Annotated in this window: 13 protein-coding genes, 1 pseudogene and 1 other annotated feature; of the genes and pseudogenes, 11 read left to right on the top strand and 3 right to left on the bottom strand. The window is 33.4% G+C overall.

From position 1 onward, the window contains the following. Window positions 1–254: 254 nt before the first annotated feature. From V1503_RS02830 to tyrS, 3 genes are all read left to right on the top strand, one after another. The gene (locus V1503_RS02830; RefSeq protein WP_410624685.1) at window positions 255–1,013 is read left to right on the top strand and encodes a phosphotransferase; all 759 of its coding nucleotides are present in this window, start codon (window positions 255–257) and stop codon (window positions 1,011–1,013) included. A gap of 81 nt (window positions 1,014–1,094) precedes the next feature. Beyond that, entirely contained in the window at window positions 1,095–1,493 is a 399-nt protein-coding gene (locus tag V1503_RS02825) for a hypothetical protein (RefSeq protein ID WP_410624683.1), read from the top strand. 137 nt (window positions 1,494–1,630) lie between these two features. After that, window positions 1,631–1,841, top strand: a binding site (T-box leader). A gap of 39 nt (window positions 1,842–1,880) precedes the next feature. Then, complete coding sequence (tyrS, locus tag V1503_RS02820) at window positions 1,881–3,122, top strand: tyrosine--tRNA ligase (protein WP_410624681.1); 1,242 nt, start codon at window positions 1,881–1,883, stop codon at window positions 3,120–3,122. A 158-nt stretch (window positions 3,123–3,280) separates the two neighbouring features. On the opposite strand, the gene V1503_RS02815 is transcribed toward tyrS, so the two are convergent. Further along, window positions 3,281–4,519: an IS110 family RNA-guided transposase gene (locus V1503_RS02815; RefSeq protein ID WP_410624679.1), complete on the bottom strand. Its 1,239-nt coding sequence runs from the start codon at window positions 4,517–4,519 to the stop codon at window positions 3,281–3,283. Between the two features lie 293 nt (window positions 4,520–4,812). Here V1503_RS02815 and V1503_RS02810 point away from each other — a divergent pair. The 3 genes from V1503_RS02810 to V1503_RS02800 all read left to right on the top strand — a co-directional run bounded on the left by V1503_RS02810 (window position 4,813) and on the right by V1503_RS02800 (window position 8,555). Then, window positions 4,813–6,371 (top strand): IS3 family transposase gene (locus tag V1503_RS02810; protein WP_410624677.1). Its coding sequence is split into 2 segments (ribosomal slippage): window positions 4,813–5,455 and window positions 5,455–6,371, totalling 1,560 coding nucleotides; the frame shifts between segments, so codons are not numbered across the junction. Between the two features lie 661 nt (window positions 6,372–7,032). Continuing rightward, a complete protein-coding gene (locus V1503_RS02805) occupies window positions 7,033–7,602 on the top strand; it encodes an RNA polymerase sigma factor (RefSeq protein WP_410624675.1) in 570 nt (189 codons plus the stop codon). Continuing rightward, a complete protein-coding gene (locus tag V1503_RS02800) occupies window positions 7,587–8,555 on the top strand; it encodes a hypothetical protein (RefSeq protein WP_410624673.1) in 969 nt (322 codons plus the stop codon). The genes V1503_RS02805 and V1503_RS02800 overlap by 16 nt, the downstream gene beginning before the upstream one ends. Before the next feature lie 362 nt (window positions 8,556–8,917). On the opposite strand, the gene V1503_RS02795 is transcribed toward V1503_RS02800, so the two are convergent. After that, window positions 8,918–9,469: a hypothetical protein gene (locus tag V1503_RS02795; RefSeq protein ID WP_410624671.1), complete on the bottom strand. Its 552-nt coding sequence runs from the start codon at window positions 9,467–9,469 to the stop codon at window positions 8,918–8,920. Window positions 9,470–9,770: 301 nt separating this feature from the next. Here V1503_RS02795 and V1503_RS02790 point away from each other — a divergent pair, with 301 nt between their 5' ends. The 3 genes from V1503_RS02790 to V1503_RS02780 all read left to right on the top strand — a co-directional run bounded on the left by V1503_RS02790 (window position 9,771) and on the right by V1503_RS02780 (window position 12,024). Beyond that, entirely contained in the window at window positions 9,771–10,841 is a 1,071-nt protein-coding gene (locus V1503_RS02790) for an S-layer homology domain-containing protein (protein ID WP_410624669.1), read from the top strand. A gap of 306 nt (window positions 10,842–11,147) precedes the next feature. Further along, complete coding sequence (locus tag V1503_RS02785; RefSeq protein ID WP_410624667.1) at window positions 11,148–11,621, top strand: MerR family transcriptional regulator; 474 nt, start codon at window positions 11,148–11,150, stop codon at window positions 11,619–11,621. Then, entirely contained in the window at window positions 11,602–12,024 is a 423-nt protein-coding gene (locus tag V1503_RS02780; RefSeq protein ID WP_410624665.1) for a hypothetical protein, read from the top strand. Before V1503_RS02785 ends, V1503_RS02780 begins: the two co-directional genes overlap by 20 nt. Window positions 12,025–12,354: 330 nt before the next feature. Here the strand turns inward: V1503_RS02780 and V1503_RS02775 are convergent. Beyond that, window positions 12,355–13,551 (bottom strand): annotated as a pseudogene (locus tag V1503_RS02775) (IS110 family RNA-guided transposase). Window positions 13,552–14,056: 505 nt separating this feature from the next. Here V1503_RS02775 and V1503_RS02770 point away from each other — a divergent pair. Together V1503_RS02770 and V1503_RS02765 are read left to right on the top strand one after the other, a co-directional pair. Then, window positions 14,057–15,400 carry an erythromycin esterase family protein gene (locus tag V1503_RS02770; protein ID WP_410624663.1) on the top strand — a complete coding sequence of 448 codons (1,344 nt, stop codon included), beginning with the start codon at window positions 14,057–14,059 and terminating at the stop codon, window positions 15,398–15,400. Window positions 15,401–15,771: 371 nt separating this feature from the next. Continuing rightward, window positions 15,772–16,302 carry a YncE family protein gene (locus V1503_RS02765; RefSeq protein WP_410624661.1) on the top strand — a complete coding sequence of 177 codons (531 nt, stop codon included), beginning with the start codon at window positions 15,772–15,774 and terminating at the stop codon, window positions 16,300–16,302. Window positions 16,303–16,813: the final 511 nt, after the last annotated feature.

Below are 16,813 nucleotides of genomic sequence, written 5' to 3'. Positions count from 1 at the left end.
ATATGTTAAATTCACCTAATGATATTCAACAATATGGCGCAAGAATATGGTATAGCGAGTTCCCGACTATACCTATTAAAAATAGGACAACCACAAATGTTACTGGCAGAACTCATAATACGAAATGGCGCGTATATCGATTAACGCGCCATTTCGTATGTCTATTCATGAAATGAAAGAGTATTCTCTAATTAAATGGAAATTCATGTTAAAATATTGGTAGTTATGTGAAGTAGTTGAAAGGAGCGATATGAATGGATTTAGGAGCCCCACTAGCATTAGGAAATACTGCGAAAATTTATCTATATCATGACAGGATTGTCAAAATATTTAATGACTATTTGCCTCCTACAGAAGCTTTATATGAGGCAAATAAACAAAAATATGCCTATTCATGTGGATTACCTGTTCCTAAAGTTTATGATGTAACAAAAATAAATGGAAAACAAGCAATAATAATGGAATATATTTATGGGCGAACGATGGGTGACCTTCTATTACAAAACAGTGATCAAGTAGAATACTATATGAATATTTCCATTGATATACAACAACAAATCCATATGGTTAAGGCTGATCCAATTGAGACAATGTCTGAAAAATTAACACGTCAAATTGATGAAGCTCCTAATTTAAGTAATACCTATAAGTCAACTTTAATTCATCATTTAAATTCGATGACTTTTGAAAAAAGGCTTTGCCATGGAGATTTTCATTTGTTTAATTTGATTATGTCAGAGAATAAAGTGATAATTTTAGATTGGGTTGATTCGAGTGCAGGAGATTTTTATGCAGACATATGTCGTACTTACATTTTATATTTTAATTTTTCAAAAGAAATAGCTGATATGTACTTAAGGCTTTATTGTGAGAAAAACAAATTATCTAATGACGATATTCTTAAGTGGGTTCCAATTATTGCGGCGGCAAAATTATCTGAGAATATATCGACTGAAGAATCTGAAAGTCTTATAGATATAATAAGCAATTTCATACCTCATATACCTTATTAGGTGTATTCTTCTAATAATATGATGAGGACTGAGGTATGTGACTAGTCTTAATGAATTCTATAAAAATTGAGGAGAGATTTTTTGAGGAAGAAAAGGTATATAATATTAGGTCTATTTGTAATATGTATAGTTGTAATCACAATTTACATGAAAAAGCCAAACAATAGTGAATTTGTTAAGTGGTTTAAAGAAAGTTATAACGTTCGGTGTGAAGATGCTGATTGTTATGTTATAAACATAGGTAACCAATATGAAAAAACAAAAGATAATAGATTTTATTTTGCAGAAGGGTACTATGATAACTCAATAGGTTTATTCGCAATGGCAATGCAAACAAAACGAGTTTATAGAAAAGTTGGTGAATCTAATCAATTTTTTATTATCGAAGTAAAGGGGTTTTTCGGAAATTTCAAGGTATTAGAATTAAGACCAAATAAAGTAGATATATCTCAACTGGAGTATGATTTTAAGAATAATTAATATGAATCTGTTATTCAGCAAAATGGCGCTTTTCAGTAATAGAATTGTGTTTATCAATAATGATTTGTTATTATTTTTTTTTATAAAGTTGATTTATTATTATATGTTCTGTAAAATGATTAAAAATTAAAATAATAACATAAGTGATGATAGGATTTAGTAGTTTATTATCTCCCTGTATTTAGAGATCTGATGGTTGGTGGAAATCAGAACAAAGATAAGAACGAATTACCTCCTTGAACTTTCTTTGTGAACACAAATTAGCAAAGAACGGATGAACCGTTATTCGATATAAGTGGAAGAGGAATCTTCAATTAAGGGTGGTACCGCGTTAACCACGTCCCTTTTTAGGGACGTGGTTTTTTATATATAGAGGAGGAAGAATAAATGGGAAATGTCGAGAAACTTACTTATGAACAAGCAATGGAGGTTGAGAGGCAACTGAGAATATACAAAAATGGGGTTCAAGAAATTATTCCAGAAGCAGAACTGAAAGATAAGATTTCAAGATCTTTATTAGAGAATGAGCCATTAAAAATTAAATTAGGTTTAGATCCTTCAGCTCCTGATGTTCATTTAGGTCATACTGTTGTATTGAATAAACTGAAACAATTTCAAAATAATGGGCACATTGTTCAATTAATTATAGGTGATTTTACTGGGAAAATAGGAGATCCTACTGGTAAATCTGCAGAGAGAAAGCAATTAACTGATGAAGAAGTAAAGAAAAATGCTAAAACATATTTTGATCAATTTAGTAAAGTATTGGATATGGATAAAGTAGAGTTATATTACAATTCAAGATGGCAGTCATCACTGAATTTCGAAGATATAATTCAACTTTCATCAAAAATAACCGTTGCACGTTTAATTGAGAGAAATGATTTCTCTAATCGTATAGCTACAGGGAAACCAATTTCTCTTCACGAATTTTTCTATCCTCTAATGCAGGGATATGATTCAGTTGTTTTAGAAAGTGATGTTGAGTTAGGTGGAACTGATCAACATTTTAACGTTTTAATGGGAAGACATCTACAAGAGCATTATGGAAAAGAAAAGCAAGTGGTGATGATGCTACCATTAATAGAGGGTCTAGACGGTGTAGAAAAGATGTCAAAATCAAAGAACAACTATATAGGTATTGAAGAAGAACCTAGCCAAATGTTCGGAAAAACTATGTCAATACCTGATAGTTTAATACTCAAATATTTTAACCTAGTAACGGACTTATCAATAGAGGAAAAGCAACAAATATCTCAGGGGTTAAAAGACGGTTCTCTCCATCCAAGGGATGCGAAAATCTACTTAAGTAAAACTATAGTAGATATATTTCATGGTAAAGAAGCTTCAGAAAAATCAGAAGAACACTTTAGAACAGTATTCCAAAAAGGTTCAATTCCTAAAGACATACCAGAAGTAAAGTGGAATGAATCTCTTAAGGTACCAATAGTTGAATTATTGGTTAAATTGAGGATGCAAAGCTCCAAAAGTGAGGCTAGAAGAATGATTAACAATGGTGGTATTAGGATTAACACCACTAAGATAAATGACTCAAACCTTGTAGTTGATATCGAAGATGGTATGATACTCCAGGTGGGGAAAAGGAAATTTGTTAAAATAAAAGTATAAATATGTAAAGTCTATCTTCAACAAAACCAGCTAATAGTTTGTCAACATTTTTCAATAAAAAAATTTAATTATCCATGTTATACTAAAATTGTCCATGACAAATAACCTTCCGAATATGCAGTTTGGAAGGTTTTTCATTTGGTAGTTAGATATAGTAACTAGGTTATATCTTGGAAGGTTGTTTTGCTTTTTAATAAGGCATAAATCCAATGTAACAGCTTATTCACACATGCGATAATCGCAACCCTAAATGGTTTACCTTCATCGCGTTTTTTATCATAGAACTCTCGTAGTTTCTTGTTTCGTGCAATGATCTCATCAGTTGTCTTTTGCTTTCTGGAATCACGAATTCCACACCTTACAGCCATATATAGAGATCGTCTTAATCGGCTAGATCCTCGTTTAGTAATTTTGTTTTGAGTAGCTGTAAATCGACCAGAAGAGTAAACACTAGGGTCTATTCCTGCAAATGCAACTAACTTTTTAGGGTGATTAAACCTTTCTATCTCTCCAATTTCTGAGAGGATTGTTGCTGCAATTTTTTCTCCGATACCAGGGATAGATTGGATTATCTCATACTCTTCCATCTCTTCAGCGAGGGCATCTATTTCAGCTGCTAACTTTGATAGGTGCTCTTCGTATTGAAGAACGATATTGATTAATATCTTAAGATTAAAAATGTGACTGTCATACATATTATGTTGAAATGGATTTCTTTCAGCTGCCTCAATAAGTTTCACTGCTTTCTCTTCAGCCCACTTACTTGATCTACTCTTGCACAGAGACGAAATGATGCCGACTAGCTCTGAATTAGATACTTTTAATACAGACTCTGATGTAGGGAATGTATTAAGGACATTTAAAGAGATTCTGGAATATAGATCTCCAAAAACACCTCGATACTCAGGAAATAGTTGATCTAATAGAGTTTGTAATTGTAATTTTGTTTGAGATGAGACACTTACAATTGCCTCCTGTTGTCGGGTTAGGTTTCTCAGATTTAATAAATGAAGTCCTCTTTTTCTATGAGGTTCTAACTCTTCCTTGTAGAAAAGCTGGCAAAGTTGATACGCATCTACAGGGTCTGTCTTTACCTTTCTTAGATTTGTACTACGTGAGCGATGAGACACAAGTGGATTCACCATAATATACACATAGTCTTGTTCATCTAAAAACTGGACAACAGGTGAATGGTAAGAACCAGTTGACTCAAAGATAACCGAAGGTTTCAACCCACCTGATACTTTTGTAACTTCCTCTAAGAAATCTAATAAGCTATTTAAACCATCCAAAGTATGCTTAACACTAAAGCTTTTCCGATAAGCTTTACCTTTATTTAAAAAGGCTTGAACATGGCTCTCTCCTTTTGAAACATCCAGACCAACCACTGGATTCATCTATCAATCCCCTCCTACAAAAATGAATTAGTCGGTAACCCCTAAGCTTCTTGTAATGCCATAGGTTCGCTTGTTAAACGGGATCTATGTCCCAACCAGCCAAAAACATGTTTATACAAGTAGAGGGCGAACAGTTTTGTTGACGGGATCAAGTCCCACTGGCGCTGCGTTCTACCCCGACTACCGCTATCATAAGACCTCATGAAAAAAGGTCAACCAGAAAAAACTGATATGCTCCCCTTAAGGTAGACAGATTAAAAAATAAAATCTGATTACCTTAAGGGGGCTTTTTTATGTCCAATAAATTTTTCTCTATTGAATTTAAACATGAAGTGGTGAGGGCATATAACAACGAAAACTTCACTCTAAAAGAGCTAACAACAATGTACCAAATTCCTAAAAATACTATTTATAAATGGGTAGAGCGATTTGAGAAAAGTGGAATTGATGGGTTAATTGACTCTAAAACATGGAAAAACTACTCCAAAGAATTAAAGGAAGCTGCAGTTAAAGATTATTTGTCAGGGGAATACTCTCAACGTGAGGTTGTTCGTAAATATGAAATTTCGAGTTGTTCCGTCCTTGAGAAATGGGTTTACAAGTATAATAGTCATAGTGAATTAAAAGATACGAAACAAGGAAGGACAAGGACTATGACTAACGGAAGAAATACGACTTGGGAAGAACGGATACAAATTGTAATGGACTGTTTAGAGAATGGCAAAGATTATCAAACAACAGCTGAGACCTACAAGGTCTCTTATCAACAGGTGTACCAATGGGTTAAGAAGTATGAAAATGGTGGAGATGAAGGACTTAAAGATAAACGTGGAAAAAAGAAAGAAGAAGTAAAGCTAACTCCAGAAGAGAAGATTGAACTCCAGATGAAAAAGCTAGAAAGAGAAAATGAGCGCTTACGTGCGGAAAATTTATTCTTAAAAAAGTTAGAGGAAATCGAAAGGAGGCGAAAGTAAGCTGCATTCGATATGAAGACAAGTATATTGCCATTCAGGAACTTAATGAAAGCAAAGGCCTGAGTATTCTATTGCTTTGTGAAGTGGCAGGTATTACGAGAGGTGCTTACTATAAGTGGCTGAAACGGAAGCCTTCGGCACAAGAACTTCAGAACGAAGAGATTATTAAAGAAATGATGGTTCTACATAAGAAGGTCGATGGGATATATGGATATCGTCGAATGACGTTAAATATCAATCGGAAATTTGATGAGAACTTTAATTACAAACGTATTTATAGACTAATGAAGGTAGCCTGCATACAGTCTGTCATTCGAAGAAAGAAAAATTCTTATAAGAGCTCTACTCCTCAACATGTCGCAGAAAATGTGTTAAATCGCGAATTCACGGCAGAAAAACCGAATGAAAAATGGGTAACGGACGTAACGGAATTTAAATATGGAGCATCAAAGAAAGCTTATTTAAGTGCTATTCTCGATCTATATGATGGCTCAATTATTAGTTATGTTTTAGGGAATTCGAATAATAACCTTCTTGTGTTTAATACTCTTGACCGAGCGATAGACCAACTGAACGGGGATTATCCACTAATACATAGTGACCGAGGATTTCAGTACACATCTAAAGGGTTTAAACGAAAAATAGATGCCGCTAAGATGACACAAAGTATGTCGCGAGTAGGTCGATGCATTGATAATGGACCGATGGAATCTTTTTGGGGAGCACTGAAATGTGAGAAGTATTATTTAAATAAATATGAGAACTTTGAAGAATTATCTCAAGCCATAGAAGACTATATACATTTTTATAATTACGATAGGTACCAAAAACGATTAAATGGCCTTAGCCCTATGGAATATAGAGCTAAAGCCGCTTAAGTGACTTTTTATTATTTCCGCTGTCTACTAGACAGGGGGCAGTTCAAACTGGCTAACCTTATATTACGATATGGCGCAAGAATATAGTTAAGGCGATCCTGAGTACCTTAAGGATAAGTCTATTAAGAATGGGCACCAGGTAATTTGCGAATCTTATAATACGATATGGCGCATATCTGAAAATATAGATATGTGCCATTATTCTTTTTAGGGCGATATGGAGGATACTATAGTATATCTGGCACTCCAATAATTGGTCTAGATATAGGTGTCCAAATTATGGAACCATCTACTATTCTCCCTAGAAAAAATCTGACTCTACCGTTTTCATCTATACAAGTTAAAATAAGATCTCCATTTTCATTTACAATACTTTTGAAAGAAAAGAATCTCATAATATATAGGATTCTTAAGGAAATTTAATCACATTCTTCTGTTGTAATAATGATTCTCCACTTACCAGCTATCACATCTTCGTTTAAGGCAGTAATATCCTTAACAAATAATTTCCAAGTAACATTAGAATATAGAGAATTGAACGCTCTTAATTGTGGAATATGAGGAGCAGGAGCTCGGCCTTGTATATTTGTTTATTAATAAAAATGAACCTACTTTACTTAATATGGTAATAATAAGTATAAAGATAAAAGGAGGCAGGGATTTGAAAGAGAATGAGTTAATCCAAAAATCATTAAATGGAGATGATGAGGCATTTAATACGTTAACTTATCCCTATATCGAAAAAGCACATCAAACATCATTTTTATTACTTCATGATTTTAATCTAGCACAAGATGCTGTTCAAGAAGCTTTAATACAAACATATATTTCTCTTAAAAGATATGATGTGAAAAAAGGAGCATTTAAAACATGGTTTTTAGGAATTGTAGTGAATTCTTCTTTAAAAGTATCTCGAAAGAAATTTTATCATTCTGAATATGAGGATGAGTATGGCGAAAAAAAGAATGAAGTAGAGTCAAATATTATTCTTAGCGAGGAAAAAAAACATATATACAACTGTGTGAAAAAATTAAGTAACAAGTATAAGGTAACCATTGTTATGTATTATTTTCACGATATGACTGTTAAAGAAATATCATCTTCATTAAAGGTTCGAGAAGGTACCGTTAAATCTAGATTGTATAAAGCAAGATTATTATTGAAGAAAATGCTTGGTGAAGATAATTCACATATGATATTGAGAGGAGAAAATTTATGGAAGGAAAATTAAAAAAAGTCCTTGAAGATGTAGCGAATTTACACTCTTTCCCAAAGGAGATCAATATTCAAAATATATTACTTGAAAAAGAGAGGGGAAATAAGAAAAGAAAGCTGATTCTAGTAGTATCCCCAACAATTATTTTATGTTTATTTATTTTTTTCTTTACGCCATTTTCAAGTGCTTTCGTTGAAATACTAGGGAGTGAGAAGACCGAACATTTATATAATGATTATCTTATTCATAATGACCATTATTACATTCCAACCAAAAAAATTGTGCAAGGAAAAGAGGACCTAGATACACAATTGGGGGAAGTTATAAGGAGTGGAGAATGGAATTTATTAAAGGAAGGGGATATAGGAAAATCATCAAATTTTAATACTGGAGCAAAGTATTATAGCTTGAAAAATCATCCGAAATTACAATTCATAGCAATTGAATTAAAGGATTCTAAAGTGAAAGAAGGAAAAGAGGAAATAATTGGTTATCAAATATTAGAACGTATTGAACCAATTGAAGATATCAATATAAATGCTATATTCGAAGCTAAGAATGACCCAAAAGAAGTAAGTATTGCCTTAGAGAATATAAGAAAAAACACTACATTTTTACATGAGATATATTCAGATGATCTTGAACTAACCTTTATTAATCTTAGTAATGATAATAAGTATTACCATATTTTAATGTATTATCAATCAACTGGAAAAAATATTGGCAAGAATATTTATGTACATCAATACGAAAAAGGATATAGAGATAAGGTGTTTTCAGGTTTTAATTTTGAACAAAGAAAAATCCTATTGAAAACTGATGCAAATGGTATACAATGGGAAAAGTATATAGGATCTAACGATAAAATAGGCTATAAAGGCGTTAAAGAGAGTATTATGTTTGAGATTATTTTTGAAAATTACAAAACAGAAGAAGTGAGTCAATATATTAATTTATTTTATAAATAGGATGAACTATTTGATTATTGTTTTCAATATATTTCAAAAGTTAAAAACCAAAATCGTTTGTTTTTTAGCCAAAGAGTAGTCTCTAACATAGCTTCCTATCAAAGAGAAAACTCGATTTCAAAATTAAGATATTCAACAATATGGCGCTGTTCAGTAATAATACTGACATCGTGCATACATACCTGTTGGAAGTACTGGTAACTCTCTTTTTAGGAACAGCTGAAGTAACTATTAATGTATTATCCAGTATTGAATTATCGAATATAAAAAGTACCTAATTTGTGATTTGTCAAGATAAGACTAAAAAATAATCCATTGTGCTATCCTTTATACAGGCACACAATGGTTTATTTTTTAATTATTTACTGACCATATCCAGCGTCTATTAAACGTTGATTCCTTATTACTAATTCTTCTAGAATTTCTTTTGAGGACATACTAGTTAGACCAATATTTTCTTTATCTTCCGTGTATAGTTTGAATAAATTACTTGTTTCTGTAAGCAATGTCAAATCCTCTTCAGTAAATGCCTCTCCTTTTATACTTTTATCATATAAGTCCTTTACAAGCCCAAACGTATTAGCTATTAACCAATCTGTTTCGATTGTAGCATGTGGGACTTTGGTTAAAGTAAGTTTTGAAAGGTTCTGCAACAATTGAGAATAATCAAAGTCTTCTAAATCTGTTACTTCTAAAGTTGAGTGGTCTGGAAAGATAAAGTTCACCCAATAGATATCTGTAATATATTCCAGATATGATGCTTGTAATCTGTCCTCAATATAATTATTTTGCTTGTACTGAACATAATTTAAGATAACTGAAATTATCAAAAGGCTTACTAAAATTTCTTTTGCTCTTTTTTTAACTGTACTTATTACAATTACTTTTACTCTTTTTTTTAACTTACTTATCATATTAAACTCCTTGTTAATATATAAATTATCTATGTATTATCTATGTATTTAACTACTTAATTATCTTAAATAATTTAAGAATTTTCATTGGTAAATTTATCTTTTTTGCGAAAAAGATATTGGGTATCGTCTACAAGATCAACATTCATAAAACAGGTGAATTATAGAGTCTTAATCTCTAAGTTATTATTTACTTACAACAATCCCTTTCATATAATTAGATTGGTAAATTAATGAATGTAAGTTTGATATTGTAAAAGTATTGATAATTTATATTACATGGGAAAAGCGAGGGTAAATTATGTTGAAGAAAACGTTAGTAGTTATTTTATCATTAATGTTGTTACTTCCATCTACATCTGTATTTGCAGCTGGAGACCAGCCGAGTGCTTGGTCAAAAGATACGATTCAACGAGGCATTGATCTAGGAATTGTTCCAGAAAGATTACAAGCTAATTACGCTGACCCAATTACGCGAGAGGAGTTTGCGGAGTTATTAGTTAACGTGGCTTTTAAAAAGTTAGAAATGGTCGAAAGGTCATATGAATGGACAAAGGAAATGGTACTGGAAAAAGTGACGATTGATCAACCATTTGAAGATACGAATTTAGATCACGTCAACCTTGCCTATATTATTGGTAGTGTGAATGGTACATCTGATACGACCTTTTCACCAGATACTTATATCACACGTGAGCAAGCAGCACAAATGTTGATGAATACAATACATAAATCAAGTATTTTATTATACGCTACAAAAGAAGAAATGGGTTACTCGGATTATAATCAAATAGGTGATTGGGCGAGGCCAGCTGTAAGCGCTGCCTACACTTTGGGACTTATGCAAGGGTCTAACGGTCAATTTATGCCACGAAAGCATATTACGAGAGAGCAAGCGATTGTAACGATAATAAGAGTATTTGATCATGGAGATTATGGAGTTCTTTCGCTAAGGGGAGATGTCGTAGCTTATGCTTGGTTTGATGATTTGACATATAATGTTGGAAAAGACTATGTGTATGTATCCTATGAGGATGAGGGAGAGTTTAGTCTGTCTGACAAAACCTTAAGGGAAATGTGGTTTACTTATAATGCAACTTCTGAATCGGGAGTACGCTATGACCATGAAAAGGCAATTGTTATTTACGGCTTTCATAGCAATCTACTAAATTTAACTTATACATGGATTTTAGATGCAGCGTTAAAAGGAGAAGGAGCAAAAGTAGATTATGGCTATATGACAGCTGAAACATTTACAGAAAATCACTTACTTGAATTTACACTGAAAGACGTTCCAGGGTATTTCAATACAAATGCTGGTCATGTGTACGGCTATCCGAAAGTAGAAGTTGATCCCAAGTCAATAGATTAGAGATCTTAAACAATATGGCGCAAGAATCTAGTAAAGGGGTATGTCAGTTACCTAAATAATAAGATAAAAAAAGATATACTGAAAATGAATGAAGTAATCATAATACGATATGGCGCATATCTGAAATATAGATATGTGCCATTATTCATTTTAGGGGCAGATTACGTAATAAAGTTTATTAACAGTAAGATAAATATTATTGATAAAAAATACAATCAAAATACCTTTATAAATAATACTCAAACTATTTAAAAAAATCGGAAAACTACTTGACATTGGAGTCAACTCAAATGTTATTCTGGATTCATGGAAAAACTTTATTCTATACAAGAGGTTTCGCAGATACTTGGGATGTCCAAAGATACACTTCGGTATTATGACCGGATTGGGATCGTCTCGCCGTTTCGGAAAGACAATCGGTATCGCATGTATTCGAGGGATGACCTCATTGACTTGATGAATATTCATATCATGCGGTATGCGGACTTTACTCTTGAAGAAATCAAGGGTAAATTGGGTTTCCGAAAGATGGAAAATATCGATTCCACATACTGCGAAGAGGTTGCTGCATTTCTCGATGCTAAGAACGCAGAAACACGCAAGAAGATTATCCATCTGGAAAAGGTCAGTCGGTTGCTCAATATAGCAGCCGAAACGTTAAGGGATTTTAATAACGAAAGCGATCAACGGTTAGCAGGATTCGTTCGCGAGCTTTACGAGGATATCCGAGAGAATGAACCGGGAATTTCTATGGAGGGTTGTGATCAACATCAAGGTTAGGAATTTTTATTATCTGATTGCTGGCGTTCTTGCGATTCTGTTTGCCGTCACGCATGCATGGAACGGGCATTCCACTGTGCTGCCGATGCTCGACATTAGGGCGATGTCCATGGATTCTCGAGTGGTATTCACGTATGTTTGGCACATTATAACGGCGGAAAATCTGGTCTTCGGCATCGCATTCATTTACATGTCATTCCAAAGTGAGCGATCGAAGATCCGTTTTGCCGCATGGATGATCTCGGCGATCCTGATCGTCCGACTGATGGTCATTCTTGGTGTAACGGCATTACTTGACGTATTGGCTCTTACGGATACGATTATAGATTCGATTGCCATCGTAATCTATGTTGCCTTAGTCATACTAGGCACAACAATGAAGAAAAAACATGTCCGTGGTTAACTCTACAGTAACAGAGAAGTCCGAATGTGGCTAAAAATAAAGTCACGATATTTGTAAAAAAGATGCGATACATTTGTTTATGAAGTGTGGAGCAATGAAACTGCCCATCATGCGTGCAAAGCAACTATTGCGGGTATGGAGAGAATCAGCACCTTTAAACCAATGGGAGGAAAGGACATTTACTAATATTCAGCAATACCAGCTAATATAAGTCAATACTTTTTAAGAAATCATACTAGGTTAAAGGTGATATACTAAAATGGGCATGACAAATAAGCTTCAACATCTTTATTTGAAGTTTTTGTTAGTTATGTAATTAATTGTATTGGTTTATGCAGTGTACATTTGCTTATGCTTTAATATGGTATAAATCCAATGCAATAGCTTGTTGGCACAAGCTATGATGGCTACTTTGTGAGGCTTGCCCTCACTTCTTTTTTTGTCATAATACGTTCGGATTTTCATGTTGCGATTATTGGTTAGTCCACACTGAACAGCTGTATAGAGTGTCTGACGAAGCTTAGTAGATCCTCTTTTAGTAATACGGTTGATTGTGGCTGTAAACTGACCAGATTGGTATACCCTTGGATCAATCCCAGCGTAGGCTACTAGTTTTTTCGGATGGCTAAACTGCGCAACATCGCCTATTTCTGAAATAAGTGTCGCTGCTATTTTAGTACCTATCCCTGGGATGGATGTAAGAATCTCATACGCTTCAAACTGCATCGCTAACGATTCAATCTCCTGTTCTAGTATGTTAAGAAACTCTCTTTGTTGAAGAAGCATTTGAATATACATTTTTAGCGTAACCAAGTTACTTTGATACAGTGTCTTCTTAAATGGGTTCCGTTCTGCTGACTCTTTTAACTTCAAAGCCTTTTCATAAAACCATCCATACGATCTTTTTCCTCCTAGATCATACATCTTCCTTACTAATTCTTCCGCTGGTACCTTTAATACCTCATGAGAAGTAGGATAGAGGAGTAGCGTTTTTAAGGATAAAGGCGCATATAAATTACTAAAAACCCCTTTATATTCAGGAAATACTTGATCTAGTATCGTTTGGAATTGAAGTTTTAGTTGTACATAGTTACGTGTTAAGGAATCGTGTTGTCTATTCAGGTTTCTCAGATCCATCGTTTCAACACTTTTTCGTTGCTAGGCAACTAAGTCCTCATTGTAATACATCTCACACAAATGCTTCGCATCAGCTGGGTCTGATTTCACTTTTCGAAGACTACTTTTTTTCGTTTCGTAAGAAACAACGGGATTCACTAAATAGTACGTAATCCTTTTTTCCTCGAGAAACTGTAAAATAGGTTCATGATAGTGTCCTGTAGATTCAAAATCAATGACAGGTTTTAATTCAGCGTGGATTTCCACCGCTTTGAAAAACATAAAAAAATTACGTAATCCATTGGTATTATGCTTAAATTTGAAGGTCTTTCCGAAGGGTTGCTTTCTTGCCAGGAAAGCTTGAACTTGGCTTTCTCCTTTTGCGACATCCAGGCCAATCACTGGATCCATACTGTATCACATCTCCTTCTAGTAGATTTGTCGGTTGTCCCTGTCTACCTTGTAGTGTCATAGCTTCGCTTGTTATACGGGGTCAATGCCCCAACCAGCCTCAAACATGTTTCTACAAGTAGGGAGTGGACAGGATCAAGTCCTGGCGCATAGTCCTATCCCGACTACCTAAAGAATAGCCTATAAAAAGAAGGCCAACCAGATAAAATATCAATCTCGATGACCTTATAATACGATATGGCGCATTTCTCTAAGAGATGCGCCTGTATTTATGAATCGGCCATAGAATAAGGAATAACAAGTTGTTTGATTTATTAAATGTATGGTCTGTAATGTAGAGGAATCTTTTATATCAAGGTATTCAAACAAAATACTTTACAAATAAAAATTAAGAATGGTGAGAAATGCTCTATAAATAAAAAATATATAAAAATTTCGAATAATCATGTAATATATTGTTGTAATGTATAAATATTACAATTTAAATACATTGGAGATGTATTATATGAAATCATTAAAGAAGAATAAAGTTTACATATTTTTTTCTTCACTTCTACTAGTCATACTTTTATTTGGTTGTTCAAATCAACAAGTGTCTGAGGGCACAGAAAGCAGTCAAAGGGTTACTAATGATGTAGAGCTAAAAACAGTTCAATATGATAAACCTGAACATATTAAATCTATCGAATTGGAAAGTTCGGACTATAGTGATTTGGAATTTTTAAAAGATATATTAAAAGACAAGAGAGTGGTTATGCTAGGAGAAAGCTCACATGGAGTTTCAGAATACAGTCTGATTAAAAGCAGGTTAATAAAGTTTTTACATGAGGAATTAGATTTCAATGTTGTGGCATTTGAAAGTGGATTAGCAGAGGTGAATTCAACAAATGAAATGCTGTTAGATATAAGCCCTGAAAAAGCAATGAAAAATACCTTACACCCAGTGTGGTTTACAGATCATAATATGTACTTGTTTAAATACATTAAAGAACAAAAAGCAACTAAGAACCCAATTAATATAGTAGGATTTGATATGCAACCACAACCGTACATAGATAAATATATAAACGATTATTTTAAGGGTAGAAATACAGATTTTACAGCAGATTTACAAGCTGTAGAACAAGAGTTTTATATGTTTGTCAGTTCAATATGGAGAGGGAATTATCCTGAAAACTGGCATGAGGAAAGTGAGTTATTAATTGAAAAATACAATGATTTATTGTATCAATTAAGTCAAGGTAAATGGGAGGAATTTGTAAGTGAGGATGAAAAACAATTGTTCATAAAGATTTTTGAACAAAGAATTAGGTCTATTACAGAAAAATATACTGAAGAAAATGTTATGGATCAAAGTGGTAAAGGTGATTTTGAATCTCGAGATAGAATAATGGCTTCTAATCTAGAGTGGTTATTAGAAGAAATATATCCAGATGAAAAGTTCATTGTATGGGCACATAATGCTCATATTATGAAAAATAGATCAAATATTAATATAGATCCAAAACAGTATATGAACATGGTAGAATATTTACCAGAAATTATTAAGGAAGATTCATATATCGTAGGACTCTATATGTATAGCGGGAAAAATACATATCACAACGAAGGAGTTATTGAAGTAAGCACGGATCATAAATCAAACTCGATTGAGTATCATCTTAATGAACCAGGGTACCCTGTCTCATTTATAAATATTGATTTAGAAGATGATTCAACGAATAGATATTGGTGGAATTCTGAAGCAACAGGTAAGTTCTGGGGAAGTTTTGAAGAAATATTTATACCTAGTGAACAATATGATGGCCTCATTCAGATTGAGGAAGTGAATCCTCCGAATTTCCGTTAAAACAACCTAGTAGTAGAGAAAGAATCTATTTTACAAAATTCAAAGACTATTTAGTGATTTATTCCACAAAATGGCGCAAGAATGTAGCTAAGGCTATCCAGACTATCTTAAGAATAATACCAATGAAAAATGGATCAACTAGGTAACTGGTTGAAGCCTCATAATACGATATGGCGCTAATCTAAAAGAAAAATAAGTATCTTTTTTCCCAAGCAACTTCAATAAATTGTTTATTAATAGGATGAGAGACAATTTATTTAGGCATACCCATGTGTTACATTTACCCAAAACAAATGAAATTTGAATCATGTTAATTTTTTTTCATACAATACAGTGAAGTATAAAGGTTGGAAAGGTGGGGGAATGTGGATATGGGGTTAGTTTATGTTGCAAATATAGGTACCAATACAGTTTCTGTGATTGAAAGCAAAACACATTCTGTTATTGCTAATGTTCCTGTTGGGGATCAACCGAATGCTGTTGCAATCACGCCTGACGGGCAATTGGTTTATATTGCAAATAGAGGTGATGGTTTCAATCCCTCAACGGTCTCTGTGATTGATGGAAAGTCACACATTGTTATTGCTACTGTTTCAGTTGGGGTTAATCCGATTGCACTAGCAATCACGCCTGACGGGCAATTGGTTTATGTTACAAATAGCGGTGACTCTCCTGGTACAGTCTCCGTGATCGATACAAGGACGCATTCTACCATAGCTACTGTCACCGTTGGGCTTGGTCCAATTGCACTAGCAATCACATCAGATGGGCAATTAGTTTATGTTGCAAATAGTGTTTTTGCTGGAAATAATACAGTCTCTGTGATCGATACCAAAACACAGTCTGTTATAGCTACTTTACCTGTTGATAGGCCTGTTGCACTAGCAATCACGCCCAATTGAAAATGAATATGGATCATGGAAGAAACTCACTGTGTTCAATTTGAATAAAGGCATCTTGTGTAAAAGTACTAATCCAAAGCAAAAAAAATTGACTTTGCTCTATATTTTTGCGAATGATCTATAATAAATAGAAATAATGAAACAGTTGGTATGTTAATGCTGAATAAAATGATATATATAAAAGATACGAACACTTATTTATAGAATGAGAATCAAAATAAATCAAAAGATGTATTAAAGTATTTTGTCCAACAACCGTTGTTTGGAAATAAGCGGAGTAAAACGCACTGGCTAGTATTCTTAAAAGATTAATTTAGGTTGTTTCTTAAAAAACACCTCCAAACAATTTTGAAGGTGTAAAAAAACAATACATGTTTTCTATTTATTAATTTTTGATTCATCGATGGCATTCTTAACAGCTAGTTTAATCACCCAATATAAAATAACCATCGCAACTATAAAAGATAGGAAATTAAAAGATGGTGTAACTGCATCCATTTTAATTCTCATC

Source organism: Nanhaiella sioensis (genome assembly GCF_046557775.1).
GTDB classification, from domain to species: Bacteria; Bacillota; Bacilli; order Bacillales; family SM2101; genus Nanhaiella; species Nanhaiella sioensis.
Note: the sequence above shows the minus strand (reverse complement) of the source record. Positions and strands in the feature narration are given on the sequence as shown.

Bases quoted from the DNA above. Each gene is read 5' to 3' on its own strand.
- V1503_RS02830 (WP_410624685.1), top strand. From the start codon at position 255: ATGGATTTAGGAGCCCCACTAGCATTAGGAAATACTGCGAAAATTTAT.
- tyrS (WP_410624681.1), top strand. From the start codon at position 1,881: ATGGGAAATGTCGAGAAACTTACTTATGAACAAGCAATGGAGGTTGAG.
- V1503_RS02815 (WP_410624679.1), bottom strand. From the start codon at position 4,519: ATGAATCCAGTGGTTGGTCTGGATGTTTCAAAAGGAGAGAGCCATGTT.
- V1503_RS02800 (WP_410624673.1), top strand. From the start codon at position 7,587: ATGGAAGGAAAATTAAAAAAAGTCCTTGAAGATGTAGCGAATTTACAC.
- V1503_RS02795 (WP_410624671.1), bottom strand. From the start codon at position 9,469: ATGATAAGTAAGTTAAAAAAAAGAGTAAAAGTAATTGTAATAAGTACA.
- V1503_RS02790 (WP_410624669.1), top strand. From the start codon at position 9,771: ATGTTGAAGAAAACGTTAGTAGTTATTTTATCATTAATGTTGTTACTT.
- V1503_RS02785 (WP_410624667.1), top strand. From the start codon at position 11,148: ATGGAAAAACTTTATTCTATACAAGAGGTTTCGCAGATACTTGGGATG.
- V1503_RS02770 (WP_410624663.1), top strand. From the start codon at position 14,057: ATGAAATCATTAAAGAAGAATAAAGTTTACATATTTTTTTCTTCACTT.
- V1503_RS02765 (WP_410624661.1), top strand. From the start codon at position 15,772: ATGGGGTTAGTTTATGTTGCAAATATAGGTACCAATACAGTTTCTGTG.